Source organism: Variovorax sp. 278MFTsu5.1 (assembly GCF_048305045.1).
In the GTDB taxonomy this organism is placed as follows: domain Bacteria; phylum Pseudomonadota; class Gammaproteobacteria; order Burkholderiales; family Burkholderiaceae_C; genus Variovorax; species Variovorax guangxiensis.
The window spans coordinates 4,590,425-4,607,858 of the sequence record NZ_CP157622.1 but is presented as its reverse complement, the minus strand read 5'-3'; the positions used below and the strand labels follow the sequence as shown (position 1 = coordinate 4,607,858).

Genomic DNA, 17,434 nt, shown 5'->3' with positions numbered 1-17,434 from the left:
CATGAGGATGCAGACCTTCCGCGCCGCAAAGACCGTGCTCGCCGTCTCCCTGGCCCTCTGCGGCTTCTGCGGCACGACAGCCGCAGTGGCGCAGCCGCAGGCTCCGCAGTCGCTCACGCCGCAGCAGCAGCGCTTCCACGACATCTACAAGGAGCTGATCGAGATCAACACCACCCACTCGGTCGGCGACAACACCGCGGCGGCGCGAGCCATGGAAAAGCGTCTGATCGAGGCGGGCTTCTCCCCCGGCGACATTCAGATATTCGAACCCTTTCCCAAGAAGGGCAACATGGTGCTGCGCTTGAAGGGCGACGGCAGCAAGAAGCCGCTGCTGCTGCTGGCGCACATCGACGTGGTCGAGGCCCGGCGCGAGGACTGGAAGACCGACCCGTTCAAGCTGCAGGAGACCGGCGGCTACTTCACCGCGCGCGGCGCCATCGACGACAAGGCCATGGCCGCGGCGCTGGTCTCCGTGGTGGGGCAGCTGAAGCAGGAAGGCTTCAGGCCGAAGCGCGACGTCATCCTCGCGCTGACCGCCGACGAGGAACGCGGCGACGCGCTGAGCAACGGCGCCTTCTGGCTCATCAACAACAAGCCCGAGCTGTTGCAGGCCGAGTTCGGCATCAACGAAGGCGGCGGCGGCGAGCTGCGCGGCGGCAAGCCCAACCTGCACCGCATGCAGGTGGCCGAGAAGATGTACACCACCTACATGCTGGAGGCGCGCGACGTGGGCGGCCACAGCTCGGTGCCGACCAAGACCAACCCGATCTACGCACTCTCGGCCGCGCTGGAGCGCCTGGGCAACTACAGCTTTCCGGTGAAGCTCGCCGACGTCACCAAGACCTACTTCGCGCGCAGCGCACCGTTCGCCACCGGCCAGCTCGCCGAGGACATGCGCGCGGTCGGCAGCGGCAACCCCGATGCGTCGGTGATCGAGCGCATGTCGGCCAACCCGGCCTACAACGCCCAGTTCCGCACCACCTGCGTGGCGACGATGGTGCAGGCCGGCCATGCCGAGAACGCGCTGCCGCAGTCGGCCAAGGCCACGGTCAACTGCCGCATCCTGCCGCACGACGACCCGGAAGAAGTCGAGCGCCAGCTGACCCAGGTCGTGGGCAACGACAAGATCGCGGTGCGCAACATGGGCAAGCCGCTGCGCAGCCCGGCCTCGCCGCTGAACGGCGACCTGGTCAAGACGGTGGAATCGATCACCCAGCAGATGTGGCCCGGCGTGCCGGTGATACCCGCGATGAGCACCGGCGCCACCGACAGCCGCTTCATGCGCAACGCCGGCATCCCGATGTACGGCGTGAGCGGCCTGTTCGTGGAGCCCTCCGACGCGCGCTCGCACGGGCTGGACGAGCGCATCGAGATCCAGCGCCTGTACGACGGGCGCGAGTTCCTGTACCGGCTGGTCAGCGAACTCGCGAAGTAGGGCGCAGCCCGCGCCTGCTCTATTGAAGGTTGAAGGGCGCGGCGCGGGAGCAAGGGTTTGCGCGCAGGCGGCCGCCGGGGCCGCATGGCGCGCGCCACAATAGCCGCCATGTCAGACGTGCATTCCGAACAACTGCTCAGCGAAGTCGCGGCCCTGCCGCAACTGCCCGGCGTGTACCGCTATTTCGACGCGGCCGGGGCGGTGCTCTACGTGGGCAAGGCGCGCAACCTGAAGAAGCGGGTCGCCAATTACTTCCAGAAGAACCACGGCGGCACGCGCATCGGGCACATGATCTCGAAGATCGTGCGCATGGAAACCACGGTGGTGCGCTCCGAGGCCGAGGCGCTGCTGCTCGAGAACAATCTCATCAAGACGCTCAAGCCGCGCTACAACATCCTGTTTCGCGACGACAAGAGCTACCCCTACCTGAAGATCGCCTCGCACCAGTTTCCGCGGCTGGCCTACTACCGCGGCGCGGTCGACAAGAAGCACCGCTATTTCGGGCCGTATCCGAGCGCATGGGCGGTGAAGGAATCCATCCAGCTGCTGCAGAAGGTGTTCCGACTGCGCACCTGCGAGGACACGGTGTACGCAAACCGCACGCGGCCCTGCCTGCTGTACCAGATCAAGCGCTGCAGCGGCCCCTGCGTGGGCCACATCGGCCCCGAGGCCTATGCGCAGGACGTGGCCAGCGCCGAAGCCTTCCTGATGGGCGACACGCAGCTCGTGCTCTCCAAGCTCGAGCAGCGCATGACGGCGCATGCCGAAAAGCTCGAATTCGAGCAGGCGGCCGATCTGCGCAACCAGATGTCGGCCATCTCGCGCGTGCTGCACCAGCAGTCCATCGAGATCGCATCCGACAAGGACGTCGACATCCTCGCGGTGAAGGTGCAGGGCGGAAAGGCCTGCGTGAACCTCGCGATGGTGCGCGGCGGGCGGCACCTGGGCGACCGGCCGTACTTCCCGGTGCACGTGGAAGACGCGGCGCAGATCCATCACGGCGAGCTCGACGACGAAGAGGGCGCGCCGCCCGCCGTCGCGGATCCGGTCGAGGTGCAGGTGCTCGAGGCTTTCATCGCCCAGCACTACATCGACGTGCCCGTGCCCGCCACGCTGGTGCTGAGCGAGCAGGTGAGCCGGGAGCTGATCGAGGCCATCTCGCAGCAGGCCGGCTCGCGCGTGACGGCGGTGTTCCAGCCGCGCGAGCAGCGCCGCCACTGGCTGGAAATGGCCGAGACCAACGCCAAGCTTCAGCTGGCCCGGCTGCTGGCCGAAGAGGGCTCGCAGCAGGCGCGCACGCGCGCGCTGGCCGACGCGCTGGAGCTGGCTTCGGACGACCTCGACAACTTCCGCGTCGAATGCTTCGACATCTCGCACACCGCGGGCGAGGCGACGCAGGCCTCCTGCGTGGTGTTCGAGCACCACGCCATGCAGAACAAGGAGTACCGCCGCTACAACATCGAGGGCATCACGCCCGGCGACGACTACGCCGCCATGCGCCAGGTGCTGCACCGCCGCTATGGCAAGCTGGCCGAGGCCATGGCCGCCGAGACCGACGCCCTGCCTCCGGGCGATGCCGAAAGCGATGGCAGCGAGGCGCCGCCCAAGCCGCGCACCGCCCGCATGCCCGACCTGGTGCTGGTCGACGGCGGCAAGGGGCAGGTGTCGATGGCACGCGAGGTGTTCGGCGAACTGGGCCTGCCGCTGTCGCTGATCGTGGGGGTCGAGAAGGGCGAGGGCCGCAAGGTAGGCCTTGAAGAGCTGGTGTTCGCCGACGGCCGCGAGAAGGTCTACCTCGGCAGGGACTCGGCCGCGCTGATGCTGGTGGCCCAGATCCGCGACGAGGCGCACCGCTTCGCCATCACCGGCATGCGGGCCAAGCGCGCGAAGGTGCGCGTGGGCGGCAGCCAGCTCGAAGACATTCCGGGCATCGGGCCGAAGCGGCGCGCGCGCCTGCTGCAGCGCTTCGGCGGCATCCGGGGCGTGGCGGCGGCGAGTATCGAGGACATCGCCTCGGTCGAGGGCATCGCCTCCGACCTGGCGGAAGAAATCTACAAGGCGTTGCATTGAGCGCCTGACCCCCGCGAGGGGGTGGCGCGGCCATGACACAATCAAGCGATGTTCTGGACCCTGCCGACCATCATGACCTGGACGCGCATCGTCGCGATCCCTTTGATCGTCGGTGTGTTCTACCTGCCGATGGCCGAGCCGATGCGCAACCTGATCGCCACGGTCATGTTCATCGTCTTCGCCGCCACCGACTGGCTCGACGGCTTCCTGGCCCGCCGGCTCAACCAGACCTCGGCCTTCGGGGCCTTTCTCGATCCGGTGGCCGACAAGTTCCTGGTGTGCGCGTCGCTCCTGGTGCTGGTGCACCTGAACCGGGCCGACGTGTTCGTGGCGCTCATCATCATCGGCCGCGAGATCGCCATCTCGGCGCTGCGCGAATGGATGGCGCAGATCGGCGCCAGCAAGAGCGTGGCGGTGCACATGATCGGCAAGGTCAAGACGACAGTGCAGATGATCGCCATTCCCTTCCTGCTCTATGACGGGCGCCTGTTCAAGGTGATCGACACCGGCGTCTGGGGCCAGTGGCTGATCTGGATCTCGGCCGTGCTCACCATCTGGTCGATGGTGTATTACCTGCAGAAGGCCATTCCGGAAATCCGGGCCCGAACCAAATAATCAAATGACACCGGCAACCCCGGCCCGCGGCGCGGGCTGGCTGCGGGCGATGCCCGCGGTCTTCGTGCTGATCTGGAGCACGGGTTTCATCGTCGCGCGCTACGGCATGCCGTACGCGCCACCCCTCAAGTTCCTCGCCGTGCGCTTCGCGCTGTCGCTGGCCTGCTTCGCCGCGTGGGTCGCGCTGGCGCGGGTCGAATGGCCGAAGCAGCGGGCCCAGTGGGCGCACCTGGCCGTCACCGGCATCCTGATGCAGGCGGGCTACCTCGGCGGCGTCTGGGCCGCGGTGCGCGAAGGCATGGGCGCGGGGCTGGTGGCGCTGCTGGTCGGCATCCAGCCGGTGCTGACGGCCGTGTGGCTCTCCTTCACCGGCGGGCGAATCACGGGGCGCCAGTGGGTCGGCCTGGGATTGGGCTTCGCCGGCCTGGTACTGGTTGTGCTGCGCAAGCTGGGGCAGGGCGGCGAGGTCAGCGTGGAGACGATGTCGCTCGCGCTGATGGCGCTGCTGTCGATCACCGCGGGCACGCTATACCAGAAGCGCTTCGTCGCGCCCTGCGACGTGCGCAGCGCGAGCGCCGTGCAGATGGCGGCCGCCGTGCTCGTCACCCTGCCGTTCGCGGCGCTGGAGACGGACAGCATCCGGTGGAACCTGCATTCCGGCGGCGCGATGGTCTGGTCGGTGCTGGCGCTGTCGCTGGGCGGCAGCTCGCTGCTCTACATGCTGATCCAGCGCGGAACTGCCACCGCCGTCACCAGCCTGCTCTATCTGGTGCCACCCTGTACGGCAGTGATGGCGTGGCTGCTGTTCGCCGAGCCGATCACGCTGGTGACGGTGCTGGGCATCGGGCTTACCGCCGTGGGGGTGAGCCTCGTGGCGCGAAGCGGCAGCCGCTGAGCTGCCTTCCTTTCTTATATCTAGCGTGATTCGGCCTTGCCCGGCTTCCAGGGCTCGCTGCGCAACTGCTCGACGAGGTGGTCGACCAGCAGGCGCACGCGGCGCGGTGTCTTCGGCCGCCAGGGCGCGATCCAGTGGATGTCGGCCTCCGCCATCGCGTACTGCGGCAGCAGGCGCACGAGCTCTCCGCTCGCGAGCTGCGGTGCGATGTCCCATAGGCTGCGCAGCATGATGCCGTGCCCGGCCATGCACCAGTCGCGCACCATCTCGCCCGAATTGCTGGCCAGCGGCCCCTGCACGCGCACGCGCGCAGTGCTGCCGTCGCGCGCGTGGCGCAGGCTCCAGACCGCGTGCTGGCGCTGGCCGCCGGCGTCGCCGTTCTCGCGGGCGACCAGGCAGTCGTGCGAGGACAGCGCCTCGATGGTGGCGGGCGTGCCGCGGCGCTTCAGGTAGTCGGGCGCGGCGGCCAGCACGCGCTGGTTGCGCGCGATGCGCCGCGAGACCCAGTCGGCAGCGTGGCGCTGCTGCACGGCCCAGAGCCACACCGCGCCGTCGTAGCCCTCGGCGCCGAGATCGGGCAGTTGCTCGGTGAGCACCAGCTCTATCTGCAGCGCCGGATGCCGCGCCTGGAAGGCGGCCAGCGCCGGGCCCAGCCAGACCCTGCCGAAGCCGAAGGTGGCAGCCAGCCGGAGCGTGCCGGTCAGCTCGTTCTGCCGTTCGCCAAGCTCGCTCTCCAGCGCGGCGAACCCTTCGAGCAGCGCCCGCGCATGCAGGCAGATGGCCTCGCCCTCGGCCGTGGCGCTGAGGCGCCGCGTGGTGCGCTCGAACAGGCGCTGGCCCAGGCGAGCCTCCAGCGCGCCCAGCCGCTTGGTGACGACGGATGGCACCACGTCGAGCGTGGCAGCCGCGCCCGCGAGGCTGCCCTGGTCGCGGATCGCGAGCACAAGCGCCAGGTCGCTTCGTTCCATCGAAGGTTGATTCATGCCAGATCGGAAAGTATGAATTGGCCGATTGTTGCTTGATGGCGAGAGGGGCGCAACGCACAATCGTCGCCGTGACGGCCACTTCCTTTCTTTCCTTCCCCACTTTCGACATCGAGCGCAACGGCGTGCGCATTCACGGACGCACCGGCGGGCAGGGGGCTCCCTTGCTGCTGCTCCACGGCCATCCGCAGACGCATGCGATCTGGCACCGCGTGGCGCCGGCGCTGGCCGAGCGGTTCACGGTGGTGGCGGTCGACCTGCGCGGCTATGGCGATTCGGGCCGGCCGGCGGCGGATGCCGAGCATGCGGTCTACAGCAAGCGCGAGATGGCGCTCGACGCGCTCGCGGCCATGCGGCACCACGGCTTCGAGCGCTTCGGCATCCTGGCGCACGACCGCGGTGCGCGCGTTGCGCACCGGCTTTCGATGGACCATCCCGAGGCGGTCGAGCGCATGCTGCTGCTCGACATCGCGCCCACGCTCGCCATGTACGAGCAGACCTCGGAAGCATTCGCCAAGGCCTACTGGCACTGGTTCTTCCTGATCCAGCCGCCGCCGCTGCCCGAGGCGCTGATCGCATCCGACCCGGTGCGCTACGTGCGCAGCGTGATGGGCGGTCGGCACGCGGGCCTCGCGCCCTTCGCGCCCGAGGTGCTGGCCGAATACGAGCGCTGCGCCGCCATTGCCGGCACGGCCGAATCCATCTGCGAGGACTATCGCGCCTCCGCCACCATCGATCTCGTGCACGACCGGGCCGACATCGCCGCCGGGCTGCAGCTGAGGCAGCCCTTGCGCGTGCTGTGGGGCGAGCACGGCGCGGTCGGCAAGGCCTTCGACGTGCTGGCGCTGTGGCGCGAGCGCGCCGCCGATGTGTCAGGCCGGGCCCTGCCTTGCGGCCACTATGTTCCCGAGGAGGCCCCGGACGAGCTGCTCGCCGAGGCCCTGGCCTTCTTTCCTCTTCTTCCATCTTCGCAACACGCACACGCAGGAGACACTCCATGAGCACCCACAGAATCGCAGTCATCGCCGGCGACGGCATCGGCAAGGAAACCATGCCCGAAGGGCTGCGCGTGCTCGATGCTGCGGCGCGCAAATTCGGCATCGACCTGAAGTTCGACCACTTCGACTTCTCGAGCTGGGACTACTACGAGAAGCATGGCCAGATGCTGCCCGACAACTGGAAGGACCAGATCGGCGGCCACGACGCCATCTTCTTCGGCGCGGTGGGCTGGCCCGAGAAGATTCCGGACCACGTGTCGCTCTGGGGCTCGCTGCTGATGTTCCGCCGCGAGTTCGACCAGTACATCAACCTGCGTCCGGCGCGCCTGATGCCCGGCATCATCGCGCCGGTGGTGCGCCGCGACGGCACGCCGCGCGAGCCCGGCGAGATCGACATGTACATCGTGCGCGAGAACACCGAGGGCGAATATTCCAGCATCGGCGGGCGCATGTACCAGGGCACGCCGCGCGAGATCGTGGTGCAGGAGACGGTGATGTCGCGCGTGGGCGTCGACCGGGTGCTGAAGTTCGCGTTCGAGCTCGCGCAGTCGCGGCCCAAGAAGCACCTGACCAGCGCCACCAAGTCGAACGGCATCTCGATCACCATGCCCTACTGGGACGAGCGCGTGGCCGAGATGGGCAGGAACTACCCCGGCATCAAGCTCGACAAGTTCCACATCGACATCCTCACCGCGCATTTCGTGCAGCGGCCCGACTTCTTCGACGTGGTGGTGGCGAGCAACCTGTTCGGCGACATCCTGTCCGACCTCGGGCCGGCCTGCACCGGCACCATCGGCATCGCGCCGAGCGCCAACCTCAACCCCGACCGCACCATGCCGTCGCTGTTCGAACCGGTGCACGGCTCGGCGCCGGACATCGCCGGCAAGGGCATCGCCAACCCGATCGGGCAGATCTGGTGCGGCGCGATGATGCTGGAATTCCTGGGCCACAAGCAGGCGCACGACGCCATCCTGTCGACCATCGAGAAGGTGCTCGCGCCCCAAAGCGGAGCACCGCGCACCCCCGACATCGGTGGCACTGCCAGCACCGCCGACCTGGGCAAGGCCATTGCCGATGCGCTTTGAGAGCCTTTGAAAAAGGACTTCACGAAACGCCCCTAAAATCGCGCGCTCCGCTGCTCTGCATGGCCTCGCGTCTTATTGACACCCTGCAGACCAGTGGTTGTAATCCTCGCTGGCAGCGCGCTGCCGAGGCGTCAGGCCTGCCAGGTTCTTGTGTCGCACCGTTTGCGGCCAGGTCGCAGCTGACGAAAGCCGACCAACTTTTTTCTTCTACAAGGGGCCCTTGTGAACAAGACCGAACTGATTGAGCACATCGCAAAGAACGCCGACATTTCCAAAGCCGCAGCGACCCGCGCGCTCGAATCCACCATCGGCGCCATTCGTACCACGCTCAAGAAGGGCGGTTCCGTTTCGCTCGTCGGTTTCGGCACTTTCGCAGTAGGCAAACGCGCGGCCCGCACCGGCCGAAATCCCCGCACCGGCGACGCGATTAAAATCAAGGCCGCCAAGATCCCGAAGTTCCGTCCCGGCAAGGCGCTGAAAGACGCGCTGAACTGAGGCGTTAGACTCGGAGAGTTTTCCGGTGGGGTGCTTAGCTCAGTTGGTAGAGCGGCGCCCTTACAAGGCGTAGGTCGGGGGTTCGAGCCCCTCAGCACCCACCACCACCCGATGCAAAGGCGAACCACAAGTTCGCCTTTTTTATTGCCGTCCGACTGCTGTCGAAAAAGAGTGTTCAAGCATGTTTGATACCTTCCGCAAGTACAACAAGATCGTGATGATCATCTTGTTCTTGCTGATCATTCCGTCGTTCGTGTTGTTCGGCGTCGAGCGCTATCAGGGCTTCGGTCGCGACGAGAAGGTCGCGCGCATCGAAGGGCACGACATCACCAAGCCCGAGTGGGATCAGCAGCACCGCGTCGAGACGGACCGCATCCGCCAGCAGTCGCCCAACGTCGATCCGACGCTCCTCGAGTCCGACGCCATGCGCTATGCCACGCTGGAGCGCATGGTGCGCGACCGCGTGCTGGCTGCTGCGGCGGCCAAGGCCAACATGACGGTGTCCGAAGAGCGCCTCTCGCGCATCTTCGCGCAGGACCCGGGCCTCGCCACCTTCCGCACGCCCGACGGCAAGTTCGACCGCGAAAGCTTCCAGCGCGTGACCGGCCGCACGCCCGAGCAATACGAAGCCTCCGTGCGCGCCGACATGGCTACGCAGCAGGTGTTGCTGGGCATCTCGGCCACGGCCTTCACGCCGCCCGCACTGGCCGCGACCACCATCAACGCCTTCTACGACACCCGCGAGATCCAGGTCGCCCGCTTCGCGCCCGATGCCTTCGCCTCGAAGGTGACGGTGAGCGATGCCGACATCGAGACCTACTACAAGGATCACACGGCGCAGTTCCAGGCGCCCGAGCAGGCCAGCATCGAGTACCTGGTGCTCGATCTCGACGCGGCCAAGAAGAACGTCGTCGTGAACGAGGCGGATCTCAAGACCTACTACGAGCAGAACGCTTCGCGCTTCGGCACGAAGGAAGAGCGCCGCGCGAGCCACATCCTGATCACCGCGCCGGCCAGCGCATCCGCTGCCGACCGCGAGAAGGCCAAGGCGAAGGCCGAGCAACTGCTGGCCGAAGTGAAGAAGGCTCCCAACACCTTCGCCGAAGTGGCGCGCAAGAATTCGCAGGACCCGGGTTCGGCGGAGAAGGGGGGCGATCTCGACTTCGTGACGAAGGGCGCGATGGTCAAGCCTTTCGAAGACGCGATGTTCGCGCTCAAGAAGGGCGAGATCAGCGGCGTGGTCGAAACGGAATTCGGCTATCACATCATCCACCTGACCGACATCAAGCCGGCAGTGATCCCGCCCTTCGAGCAGGTGCGCGCGACCATCGAGAACGACATGCGCTCGCAGCAGGCCACGCAGGAATTCGCGAAGGCCGCCGAGACCTTCACCGACGCGGTCTACCAGACGCCCGACAGCCTCAAGCCGGCGGCCGAGAAGCTGAAGCTCACGATCCGCACGGCCGACAACGTCGCGCGAACGCCCGCGCCGGGCACCAACGGCCCGCTGGCGAACCGCAACTTCCTGAGCGCGCTGTTCGCGGCCGATTCGCTCGAGCGCAAGCAGAACACCGAGGCGATCGAAGTCGGCCCGAGCCAGCTCGCGTCGGGCCGCGTGACGAAGTACACGGCGGCGCATCCGGTGCCGCTGGCTGACGTGAAGGACAAGATCCGCGCGCAGCTCGTCTCCGAGCGCGCCGCCGTGCTGGCCAAGGCCGAAGGCGAAGCGAAGCTCGCCGCGTGGACTGCGAAGGCCGATGGCGCGACCTTCGGCGCGCCCGTGACGGTGTCGCGCCGCGATGCGCAATCGCAGCCGCTGCCGGTCATCGACTCCGCGTTGCGTGCCGACGCCTCCAAGCTGCCCGTGCTCGTTGGCGTGGACCTGGGCGCGCAGGGCTACACGGTGGTGCGCGTGACCAAGGTGGTTCCGCGCACGCCGCCGCCGGCCGAGCTCGCGAAGCAGGAGCAGACGCAGGTCGGCCAGTCCGTGGCCGCCGCTGAAGACGCTGCCTATTACAACCTGCTGAAGGACCGCTTCAAGGCGGAGATCCTGGTCCCGAAGCCGGCGGATACGCTGCCGGTTGCAGCGGGCCGCTGATACGCGCTTCGCTCCCCCGCGAACGAGCAGACAAGGCCCGGGCCAATGGCTCGGGCCTTTTTCTTTGCCGCGCGAACAGGTCGCACGAGGGACAACCCGCACCTTCGCTTCTTGCCAGAATTCCGCCCATGGGAACCCTCTACCTCGTGCGCCACGGGCAGGCCAGCTTCGGCGCTGCCGACTATGACAACCTGAGCGAACTCGGGCATCGGCAGGCTGCTCGCCTCGGCGAATACTGGCGCGAGCGCGGCATGAAATTCGATGCCGTCATCACGGGCACGCTCAGGCGCCATCGCCAGACCTGGGAAGGCATCGCCAAGGGGCTCGGCCTGGAGCGCGACGACGTGCTGCCGTGGCCCGGCCTCAACGAATACGACAGCGAGGCGGTCATCGCCACCATCCACGAAGGCAAGCTGCAGAAGCCCGATACGCCCGAGATGTACCGCCATCACTTCCGTCTGCTGCGCGAAGGCCTGGGCGCCTGGATGCAGGGCAGGACTTCGCCGGTAGGCATGCCGAGCTATGTCGACTTTCTCGCGGGTGTGACGACGGCGCTCGACCATGTGCGCGACAGGCACCACGGCGCGAAGGTGCTGGTGGTGTCGAGCGGTGGGCCGATCAGCACGGCGGTGGGTCATGTGCTGGGCACGAGCGCGGAGACGACGATCGAGCTCAACCTGCGCATCCGCAATACCTCGGTGACGGAGTTCGCCTTCACGCCGAAGCGGCACATGCTCGTCACGTACAACACGCTGCCGCATCTGGATGGGCCGGCGTATGAGGACTGGGTCACCTACTCCTGAAGAGCTGGCGCCTGATTGCCAGGCTGAGCCTCAGGCCTGCCAGACGCCGTAGCCGGCCTTGCGCAGCGCGATGCCGAGGTCGACTTCCATCAGCCGGGCGTCCTCGTAGGTCATGGGGTTGTAGCGCTCGTAGAGCGCGGGCAGCAGGTGCAGGCCGAACTCCTGCACGAAGCTGTTGGCTTGGATGCCGGCCTTGTGCTTGTCGAAACGGATGTCCGGGTCCAAGCCGGTCATGCCGACGTAGACGAAGGGTTTGCCGAGCTGGTAGTCGGGGTTGGCGCGCCTGAAGCGGCCGTTGTTCCATACGCGGTCGTCCAGCTCGACCACATACACATGATGCTTGGCGCGCGCTTTGCGGGGCATCGCTGGGCGGCCGTGCGCACGAGGCGGCACGGCCTTCTTTCCTGTATCGATCAGCTCTTGCGCTTGATCATTCCGTAGATGAAGAGCAACACGATCGCGCCCAGCACGGAGGCGATGAAGCCAGCCCCCTGGCCCGCGGTGTACCAGCCCAGCGACTGGCCGACGTAGGTGACGATCAGCGAGCCGGCGATGCCGATGATGGTGGTGACGATGAAGCCAGCGGAGTCGTCGCCCGGCTTGACTGCCCGCGCCACAAGACCCACGACGAACCCGATCAGGATAGTCCAGACGATGCTCATGAAGATATTCCTTTGGTGTGGTGAAGTGGTGGAACTGGCCGTAAGCCATGCCCCTGCGCAAGGGGCGCATTCATGATAGCGGAGCGCTGTGCGTGCCGGCCGATGCTGCCGCGCAGCGGGCGCTGCACCCGAGAACTTGTGCCCGACTTCGTGACGCAGGTGCTGCGCGGCGTCCTACAGATTCGCCACTGGCGCGGCGGTACACCGTTCGCATGCTGGAAAAACTACCCGAAGTCATTGGGCAGGCCCTGCAGGGCGTGCGTGCCGGTCTGGACAACATCGTCTTCAATACCCTCGGAATGCGCGAGGGGCTGGGATCGATCGAACTCGCCAGCATGGCGTTCGCCGACCATGCGCCGCTGCCGCAGCGCTGCACCGCCGATGGAGAAGGTGTCTCGCCTCCGCTTCAGTGGAGCGGTCTGCCTGTGGGCACGACATCGTTGCTGCTGATCGTGGAGGACGCCGATTCGCCCACGCCGAATCCGCTGGTGCATGCCATCGTGGTGGACCTGGAGCCGCAGAGTGGGGCGCTGGCAGAAGGAGCGATTCCAAGCCAGGGAAACGAGGGTGCAGCGGGGCTGCATGTTGGACGCAATTCGGCCTTGCAGGCGGCCTGGCTGCCGCCCGATCCGCCACCTGGGCATGGAGTGCATCGGTATGCGTTCCAGCTGTTTGCGTTGGCAAGTCGTCCCGAGTTTTCCGAAACGCCCGGAAGAGACGAAGTCGTCGACGGCTTGCGCGAACATGCCGTCGCCAGCGGACTGCTGGTCGGTACTCACGAAAGATCCGATGGAACGATCAGGATTCCGGATGCCGTGCCACCGGGCGGATCGGCGATTGCGGGGTGAAATGCTGCTCTTTCGGGCTCTTTGTGCATTGCGCCGTCAAAACCGCGATTTTTAACGCTACAATCGTAGGCTCTGTGGTGGCTGTAGCTCAGCTGGTAGAGTCCCAGATTGTGATTCTGGTCGTCGTGGGTTCGAGTCCCATCAGCCACCCCAAAATATCTCCTTTGTGCTATTGCGCAATAGCACATTCAAAGGAACAAAAACGCCGGGTTTCTCCCGGCGTTGTCTTTTTCGGTCCCCGCATCTTCTGCGGTCCCTTCGCGCCGAAGCCTCTTTTTCTCTCTTGCCCAGCTATAGGCCGCTCACCGGCGCCCATCGCTTTATGTTGCGAGTTGTTGCACTAATGCAATGCGGCGCCGTTTTTTCACTCGTTAAGGCACTTGTGTCAAATGTAAACTGAATTAAAATCGCCCCGTTTTCAATTTCAGGAGTCCAAGAATGGCTTCGACCCTCGCCGATATCAATTCCCAGATCAAGAAGCACGACGAGCAGATTGCGCAATTGCGCAAGCAGGCCGAAGACCTGCGCAACCAGGAACGCGCCGGCGTGATCGAAGAGGTGCGCCGGAAGATCGCCGAATACGGTTTGACGGCCTCCGATCTGAAACTGACCGGCCGCGCTGCTGGTTCCGCCAAGCGCGGTGCAAGCGCCGCTCCGGCCAAGGCCGCCGCCAAATACCGCAGCCCGACCGGCGAAACCTGGTCTGGCGGCCGTGGCCGCAAGCCGCGCTGGGTGACCGAGGCGTTGGCTGCGGGCAAGTCTCTTTCCGATTACGAGATCAAGTAAGTGCCCCTGTTTTCGCTGGGCAGATGCCCAATAAAAAAGCCCGCTCATGCGGGCTTTTTTATTGGGGCGCAAGAAGCGCAGAAAGGCGGTGCGCTCAGTTCACCATCACCAGTTTTCCTTTGACGCCGCGCGAACCCATGTGGGCGTACGCGGCCTTCAATTCGGCCATCGGCATCGTGCTGTCGATCACCGGCTTGATCTTTCCCTGGCCGTACCACTGCGCCAATTCGGCCATCATCTGCGCATTGGCCTTGGGCTCGCGCTTGGCGAAATCGCCCCAGAACACGCCGACCAGCGAGGCGCCTTTCAGCAGCGTCAGATTCAATGGCAGAGACGGAATCGGGCCCGACGCAAAACCGACGACCAAATAACGGCCGCGCCATCCGATGGAGCGAAAGGCCGGCTCCGCAAAATCGCCGCCGACGGGGTCGTAAATGACATCCGGCCCTTTGCCGTCGGTCGCGGCCTTGATGGCATCGCGAAAACCGTTGGGCAGGGCGTGCGTCGTGTAGTTGATCGTTGCGTCGGCGCCGATGGAGCGGCAGAGCTCGCATTTCTCATCCGTGGAGGCGGCAGCGATCACCTTGGCGCCGGCGGCCTTCGCGATCTGGATGGCCGCGGTGCCCACGCCGCCGGCAGCGCCGAGCACCAGCACGGTTTCGCCGGCTTTCAGTTGAGCGCGGTCCATCAGCGCATGCCAGGAGGTGGCGTAGATCATGATGAACGCGGCCGCGTCTACATGGCTGAAGCCCTCGGGCAGCGGCATGCACAGCGCCGCGGGTGCCAGAGTGTGGGTGGCGAAGCCACCCGTGCCGGAGAGGCACGCCACGTTCTGCCCGACCTTCAGGTGCGTGACGCCTTCGCCCACCGCCTGGATGACGCCCGCGTACTCGGAGCCCGGAACGAAGGGCAGCGGGGGTTTCATCTGGTACTTGTTCTGCACGATCAGCAGATCAGGAAAGTTCAGGCTCGCCGCCTTGATCTCGATGAGCACCTGGCCCGGGCCCGGCGTGGGGGTGGGCAGTTCCTTCCAGGTCAGCGCGTCGACGCCGACGGGGTTTTCGCAAAGCCATGCGTGCATGCCAGGGGTCTCCTTCAGACAGGTAATGTTGGGGCAATGACTGCGGGCATGATAGGGGTCGCGGCAGGGCGGGCTTGTCCCTGCTGCGACGCACCCGACGCCTACAATCCGGTGCATCCAGAAGCACCATGAAGATACTTATTTCCAATGACGACGGCTTCCAGGCGCCGGGCATCGTCGCTCTGCACGACGCGCTCAAGGACATTGCCGAAGTCGAGGTTGTCGCACCCGAACACAACAACAGCGCCAAGTCGAACGCGCTGACCCTGGCGGCGCCGCTCTATGTGCGCGAGGCGCACAACGGTTTCCGCTACGTGACGGGCACGCCGGCCGACTGCGTGCACATCGCGCTCAAGGGCCTGCTCGACTACCGGCCCGATCTGGTGGTATCCGGCATCAACAACGGCGCCAACATGGGCGACGACACCATCTATTCGGGCACCGTCGGTGCGGCGATGGAGGCCTACCTGTTCGGCATTCCCGCCATTGCCTTCTCGCAGATCGAGAAGGGCTGGGCCCACGTGGATGCGGCCGGCCAGGTGGCGCGGCGTCTGGTGCAGCAGATCGAGCGCGAGCGCATGCACGAAGGTGGAGCCTTTCTGCTCAACGTGAACGTGCCGAACCTGCCGTTCGACGAACTGAAGCCCGTCAAGGTCTGCCGCCTCGGCAGGCGCCATGCGGCCGAGAAGGTGATCACGCAGGACAGCCCGCGCGGCGAGACGATGTACTGGATCGCCGGTGCCGGCGGCGCCAAGGACAGCGGCGAAGGCACCGACTTCCACGCCACCGCGGCCGGCCACATCGCGCTGACGCCGCTGCAGATCGACCTGACCGATCACGCCAACCTTGGCCAATGGCGCGAGACGGTGGCCCGTCTCGGCAACTGACATGGCCACCCAGCGGCCCGGTTTTCCTGTTCGCCTGACACCCACCGCCTCGGCCGCCACGCGCGGGCGCATGCCCGCCGCGCCGGTCAAGCCTGTGGTGCCGTCCACGCCTTCGATGGCGTCCGACGCCGTGCGGGCGCGCATGGTGCAGAAGCTCGCGGCGCAGGGCATTTCCGATGCGCGCGTGTTGCGCGCGATGGGCGCAGTGGAGCGCCACCGCTTCGTCGACAGCGCTCTGGTCAACCAGGCCTATGAGGACACCAGCCTGCCGATCGGACTGGGGCAGACCATTTCCAAGCCCAACGTGGTGGCTCGCATGATCGAACTGCTCATGGGCGCTCCTGCCCTGGCGGGAAAGCCCGAGGGCAAGCTCGGCAGGGTGCTCGAGATCGGCACTGGCTGCGGCTACCAGGCTGCAGTGCTGAATCATGTGGCGACCGAGGTCTACAGCATCGAGCGCCTGCGCGGTTTGCATGAGCGGGCGCGCGCCAACCTGCGGCCCTTCCGGCTCGCAACCGTCCACCTGATATTGGGCGACGGAATGATCGGCTACGCCAAGGGTGCGCCCTATGCCGGCATCATCGCCGCTGCAGGTGGCGAGGCCGTGCCCGAGGCGTGGATCGAGCAGCTGGCGGTGGGCGGCCGCATCGTGGCGCCAACGCATTCCGCGAAGGGTGGCCAGGCCCTTGTCGTCATCGACAAGACTCCCCGTGGACTGGAGCGCCTCGTTCTTGAGGCTGTTCACTTTGTCCCCCTAAAATCCGGTATCGCTTGAAGGAATAACAAATGCAGGGTTTTGGCAATCGGAGTTGGTTCGCTGGCGTCACGTTGGCCTTTGTGCTCGTGATCGCGGGCTGTTCCACACCTCGCGGGCCGGCACCAGTCGAAGACCGCGGCACCATGACGCGCGCTCCAGCCGCGACTGTGCCCGGCGGCCCACCGATCACCACCGACGCCAATGGCAGGCCGCTTGCCGGCATCGAGAACTACGGCAAGCCCGGCTACTACGCAGTGCGCCCCGGCGACACCATCCGCCGCATCGGCGCCGAGACCGGCCAGCGCTGGCAGGACATCGTCCGCTGGAACAATCTCGACAACCCCGATCTGATCGAAGTCGGCCAGGTGCTGCGCGTGATCCCGCCCACCGGCTCGGGCACTGCCGTCGCGGCCGCGCCCGCAACGCCTTCCGAAGGCGCGGTCACGAAGCCGGTGCCGCCGCAGCCCGTGGTGGTGCCGTCCACGCCGTCCAGCGGCGCGACCAAGCCATCGGCTCCGGTCACGGCTTCGCCGGCCAGCCCCGCCAGCGGCGGTTCGGGTGACGAAGACGTGGGCTGGATCTGGCCGGCGAGCGGTTCGTTGATCGCCGGCTTCGACGAAGCGAAGAACAAGGGCTACGACATCGCCGGCAAGGCGGGCGATCCGGTGCTTGCAGCCGCTGACGGGCGCGTTGTCTACGCGGGCGCGGGCCTGCGCGGCTATGGCAACCTGATCATCCTGAAGCACAACAACACCTACCTCACGGCCTACGCGCACAACCAGACGCTGCTCGTGAAGGAAGACCAGTCGGTTCAGAAGGGCCAGAAGATCGCCGAAATGGGCAACAGCGATGCCGATCGCGTGAAGCTGCATTTCGAGATCCGCCGCCAGGGCAAGCCCGTCGATCCCTCGCGCTACCTGCCCAGCCGGTGATGCC

At 66.3% G+C, this 17,434-nt stretch carries 18 protein-coding genes and 2 tRNA genes; 16 read left to right on the top strand and 4 right to left on the bottom strand.

Features of this window, described 5'->3' with window-relative positions:
* The first annotated feature begins 1 nt into the window (after position 1).
* The 4 genes from ABL844_RS21445 (at position 2) to ABL844_RS21430 (ending at position 5,015) form a co-directional block, all read left to right on the top strand.
* A complete protein-coding gene (locus tag ABL844_RS21445) occupies positions 2-1,435 on the top strand; it encodes a M20/M25/M40 family metallo-hydrolase (RefSeq protein ID WP_418128830.1) in 1,434 nt (477 codons plus the stop codon).
* A 108-nt stretch (positions 1,436-1,543) separates the two neighbouring features.
* On the top strand, positions 1,544-3,505 hold the full coding sequence (gene uvrC / locus ABL844_RS21440; RefSeq protein ID WP_418128828.1) for an excinuclease ABC subunit UvrC: 1,962 nt from the start codon (positions 1,544-1,546) through the stop codon (positions 3,503-3,505).
* Between the two features lie 48 nt (positions 3,506-3,553).
* Positions 3,554-4,120: a CDP-diacylglycerol--glycerol-3-phosphate 3-phosphatidyltransferase gene (pgsA, locus tag ABL844_RS21435; protein WP_093051202.1), complete on the top strand. Its 567-nt coding sequence runs from the start codon at positions 3,554-3,556 to the stop codon at positions 4,118-4,120.
* 4 nt (positions 4,121-4,124) lie between these two features.
* On the top strand, positions 4,125-5,015 hold the full coding sequence (locus ABL844_RS21430; protein ID WP_418128827.1) for a DMT family transporter: 891 nt from the start codon (positions 4,125-4,127) through the stop codon (positions 5,013-5,015).
* A gap of 20 nt (positions 5,016-5,035) precedes the next feature.
* Here ABL844_RS21430 and ABL844_RS21425 read toward each other — a convergent pair whose 3' ends face one another.
* Positions 5,036-5,983 (bottom strand): LysR substrate-binding domain-containing protein, encoded by a 948-nt coding sequence (locus ABL844_RS21425; RefSeq protein ID WP_418128825.1) that lies wholly within the window; start codon positions 5,981-5,983, stop codon positions 5,036-5,038.
* Positions 5,984-6,036: 53 nt separating this feature from the next.
* On the opposite strand from ABL844_RS21425, the gene ABL844_RS21420 reads away from it, so the two are divergent.
* The 6 genes from ABL844_RS21420 to ABL844_RS21395 all read left to right on the top strand — a co-directional run bounded on the left by ABL844_RS21420 (position 6,037) and on the right by ABL844_RS21395 (position 11,477).
* Positions 6,037-6,999, top strand: coding sequence for an alpha/beta fold hydrolase (locus tag ABL844_RS21420; protein WP_418128824.1), 963 nt, complete (start codon positions 6,037-6,039; stop codon positions 6,997-6,999).
* Positions 6,996-8,081: a tartrate dehydrogenase gene (locus tag ABL844_RS21415; RefSeq protein ID WP_126024940.1), complete on the top strand. Its 1,086-nt coding sequence runs from the start codon at positions 6,996-6,998 to the stop codon at positions 8,079-8,081. The genes ABL844_RS21420 and ABL844_RS21415 overlap by 4 nt, the downstream gene beginning before the upstream one ends.
* Before the next feature lie 222 nt (positions 8,082-8,303).
* The gene (locus tag ABL844_RS21410; protein ID WP_007830705.1) at positions 8,304-8,576 is read left to right on the top strand and encodes an HU family DNA-binding protein; all 273 of its coding nucleotides are present in this window, start codon (positions 8,304-8,306) and stop codon (positions 8,574-8,576) included.
* A gap of 28 nt (positions 8,577-8,604) precedes the next feature.
* A tRNA-Val gene (locus ABL844_RS21405) sits at positions 8,605-8,680 on the top strand.
* Positions 8,681-8,757: 77 nt separating this feature from the next.
* Positions 8,758-10,674, top strand: a complete 1,917-nt coding sequence (locus ABL844_RS21400; protein WP_418128823.1) for a SurA N-terminal domain-containing protein — start codon at positions 8,758-8,760, stop codon at positions 10,672-10,674.
* Between the two features lie 128 nt (positions 10,675-10,802).
* The gene (locus ABL844_RS21395; RefSeq protein ID WP_418121633.1) at positions 10,803-11,477 is read left to right on the top strand and encodes a histidine phosphatase family protein; all 675 of its coding nucleotides are present in this window, start codon (positions 10,803-10,805) and stop codon (positions 11,475-11,477) included.
* Positions 11,478-11,507: 30 nt separating this feature from the next.
* On the opposite strand, the gene ABL844_RS21390 is transcribed toward ABL844_RS21395, so the two are convergent.
* Together ABL844_RS21390 and ABL844_RS21385 are read right to left on the bottom strand one after the other, a co-directional pair.
* Positions 11,508-11,840: a hypothetical protein gene (locus ABL844_RS21390; RefSeq protein WP_126472778.1), complete on the bottom strand. Its 333-nt coding sequence runs from the start codon at positions 11,838-11,840 to the stop codon at positions 11,508-11,510.
* A gap of 50 nt (positions 11,841-11,890) precedes the next feature.
* Entirely contained in the window at positions 11,891-12,139 is a 249-nt protein-coding gene (locus tag ABL844_RS21385) for a GlsB/YeaQ/YmgE family stress response membrane protein (RefSeq protein WP_019655888.1), read from the bottom strand.
* Between the two features lie 212 nt (positions 12,140-12,351).
* Here ABL844_RS21385 and ABL844_RS21380 point away from each other — a divergent pair, with 212 nt between their 5' ends.
* From ABL844_RS21380 to ABL844_RS21370, 3 genes are all read left to right on the top strand, one after another.
* A complete protein-coding gene (locus tag ABL844_RS21380; protein WP_418128822.1) occupies positions 12,352-12,987 on the top strand; it encodes a YbhB/YbcL family Raf kinase inhibitor-like protein in 636 nt (211 codons plus the stop codon).
* Positions 12,988-13,064: 77 nt separating this feature from the next.
* Positions 13,065-13,140, top strand: a tRNA-His gene (locus ABL844_RS21375).
* A 285-nt stretch (positions 13,141-13,425) separates the two neighbouring features.
* Positions 13,426-13,773 carry an H-NS family nucleoid-associated regulatory protein gene (locus ABL844_RS21370; RefSeq protein ID WP_126024944.1) on the top strand — a complete coding sequence of 116 codons (348 nt, stop codon included), beginning with the start codon at positions 13,426-13,428 and terminating at the stop codon, positions 13,771-13,773.
* A gap of 94 nt (positions 13,774-13,867) precedes the next feature.
* On the opposite strand, the gene ABL844_RS21365 is transcribed toward ABL844_RS21370, so the two are convergent.
* A complete protein-coding gene (locus ABL844_RS21365; protein ID WP_126024958.1) occupies positions 13,868-14,854 on the bottom strand; it encodes an NADPH:quinone oxidoreductase family protein in 987 nt (328 codons plus the stop codon).
* Between the two features lie 128 nt (positions 14,855-14,982).
* On the opposite strand from ABL844_RS21365, the gene surE reads away from it, so the two are divergent.
* From surE to ABL844_RS21350, 3 genes are read left to right on the top strand one after another with little or no spacing between them, the layout of a single operon-like run.
* Positions 14,983-15,741, top strand: a complete 759-nt coding sequence (surE, locus tag ABL844_RS21360; RefSeq protein WP_126024945.1) for a 5'/3'-nucleotidase SurE — start codon at positions 14,983-14,985, stop codon at positions 15,739-15,741.
* 1 nt (position 15,742) lies between these two features.
* A complete protein-coding gene (locus tag ABL844_RS21355; RefSeq protein WP_369661578.1) occupies positions 15,743-16,516 on the top strand; it encodes a protein-L-isoaspartate(D-aspartate) O-methyltransferase in 774 nt (257 codons plus the stop codon).
* An 11-nt stretch (positions 16,517-16,527) separates the two neighbouring features.
* On the top strand, positions 16,528-17,430 hold the full coding sequence (locus ABL844_RS21350; protein WP_369661579.1) for a peptidoglycan DD-metalloendopeptidase family protein: 903 nt from the start codon (positions 16,528-16,530) through the stop codon (positions 17,428-17,430).
* Positions 17,431-17,434 lie beyond the last annotated feature (4 nt).